General features: G+C 72.4%; 2 protein-coding genes. Both read left to right on the top strand.

What is annotated here, in order from left to right:
• Positions 1–426 precede the first annotated feature (426 nt).
• Complete coding sequence (locus tag AOK09_RS02195) at positions 427–1,146, top strand: response regulator transcription factor (RefSeq protein ID WP_055585372.1); 720 nt, start codon at positions 427–429, stop codon at positions 1,144–1,146.
• 42 nt (positions 1,147–1,188) lie between these two features.
• Positions 1,189–2,112 (top strand): sensor histidine kinase (locus AOK09_RS02190; protein ID WP_245687076.1); only part of this gene is annotated, 924 nt, incomplete at its 3' end.

Raw genomic sequence — 2,112 nt, 5'->3', positions numbered from 1 at the left:
GTGGAGCGCCGCACCGGCGCCGGACTTCGAGGAACGGCTCCGGGCACGCTTCCCCCGGGTGCGCCGGCTGGACGTCCAGGTGGATCGGGGCGCCCCCGATGTCGTGTACCTGGCATCACAAGTGGAATGATCGCTGGGTAAGGTGTCGGGCTGTGCCGTCCCGATGAGGCGTGCGGTCCGGTTGTGCCCGGACCCTCTCCCGGGAGACACGACCTGTACATACGCTGCGCACGGTGGCCGCGATCCCCTCGTCGGCCACCCGCGGGACCGGAGCCCCACACTCCGGACCGCGCGGGCCGCGCGCGGCGGGCAGGCACGGCACCGTGGCTTGGAGCTGACGGAACGAGACGAGAGCAGGACCGGTGCTCCCCCGAGGGAGTTCCGGGACCCGCAGGCCCTGGGGGCGGTGGCGTGACCGTGACAGAGATGCAGCAGCAGGAGAACGGCAACCCGAGTGCACAGCGTCGGGTGCTGGTGGTCGAGGACGAACCCACGATCGCCGAGTCCATCGCGGCCCGGCTCGGCGCGGAGGGCTTCAAGGTCGCCGTGGCGCACGACGGCCCCAACGCCGTCGACTGCTTCCAGACCTGGCAACCGGATCTGGTGGTCCTCGATGTGATGTTGCCCGGATTCGACGGGCTGGAGGTGTGCCGCCGCATCCAGGCGCAGCGCCCCGTCCCGGTGCTGATGCTGACCGCCCGCGACGACGAGACCGACATGCTGGTCGGCCTCGGCGTGGGCGCCGACGACTACATGACCAAGCCGTTCTCCATGCGGGAGCTCGCCGCCCGGGTGAATGTGCTGCTGCGCCGCGTGGAGCGGGCGCAGCTGGCCGCCCGCACCCCGGCGACCGGCTCCATCCGCCTCGGCGACCTGGAGATCGACCATGTGCAGCGCCGGGTCCGGGTCGCCGGGTCCGACGTCCATCTGACCCCCACCGAGTTCGACCTGCTGGCCTGCCTGGCGCAGCAGCCGCGCGCGGTGCTCACCCGGGAGCAGCTGCTGGCCGAGGTGTGGGACTGGACGGACGCCTCCGGCACCCGCACCGTGGACAGCCATGTGAAGGCGCTGCGCCGGAAGATCGGCGCCAACTGGATCCGGACCGTGCACGGCGTGGGCTACGCCCTGGAGGCCCCCACCCCCTGACCGGGGGCGCGGGGCGGTGACCTGAGTGAGCTGGGGGCCGCGATGACGTACAGCGAACGGCTGGAGCAGGGCGGCCGCCGGCCGGGGCTGTTGGGCCGCGCCGCACGGCGGGTCTGGAGCGAGATCCGGCCGCTGGACCCGATGCGATCGGTGAAGGCCAAACTGGCCGTGCTGGTGATCGTCTCGGTGGTGGTCGCCAGCGGCATGGTGGTGATCGCCGTGCAGTCCGACACCCGGATCCGGGTGATCATGATCTTCTCGATGATCGCCTCGCTGCTCTTCATGCAGATGATCGCCAACGGCATGACCGCCCCGCTGCGCGACATGACGGCGGCCGCCAGGGCGATGGCGGCAGGGGACTACAGCAGGCGGGTCGAGGCCACCTCCCGGGACGAGGTGGGCGAGCTGGCCGTCACCTTCAACCGGATGGCCGCCGATCTGGAGGCCGCCGACCGCCACCGCCGCGAGCTGGTCGCCAATGTGTCGCACGAGCTGCGCACCCCCATCGCGGCGCTGCACGCGGTGCTGGAGAACGTGGTGGACGGGGTGGTGCGGCCGGATCCGGCCACCATGTCGGCCGCGCTGGAGCAGACCGAGCGGCTGGGGCGGCTGGTCGCCCACCTCCTGGACCTGTCGAAGATCTCCGACGGGGTGGTCCCGCTGGACGCCCGGGAGTTCGCCGTACAGCCGTTCCTGGCCGGGGTGCTGCGGGGTGTCACGGTGGACGGCTCCACCTCCGGCGGGGCCACCAAGCGGCGCGCCGACGTCACCCTGGACCTCCAGGTGGCGCCGGACGGGCTGACCGCGGTCGCGGACGCCGAGCGGCTCCACCAGGTGGTCGCCAACCTGGTGGACAACGCCTGCAAGCACAGCCCGCCGAACGGGACCGTCACCGTGCTGGCCAGCGCCGGACGGCAGCCCGGCGGGCTGGTCCTGGAGGTGCTGGACGAGGGCCCCGGCATCCCC

The organism is Peterkaempfera griseoplana, from assembly GCF_001418575.1.
GTDB lineage: Bacteria > Actinomycetota > Actinomycetes > Streptomycetales > Streptomycetaceae > Peterkaempfera > Peterkaempfera griseoplana.
Note: the sequence above shows the minus strand (reverse complement) of the source record. Positions and strands in the feature narration are given on the sequence as shown.

What these genes read in the sequence shown, in the direction of transcription:
- AOK09_RS02195 (WP_055585372.1), top strand. Translation starts at nt 427, where the DNA reads ATGCAGCAGCAGGAGAACGGCAACCCGAGTGCACAGCGTCGGGTGCTG.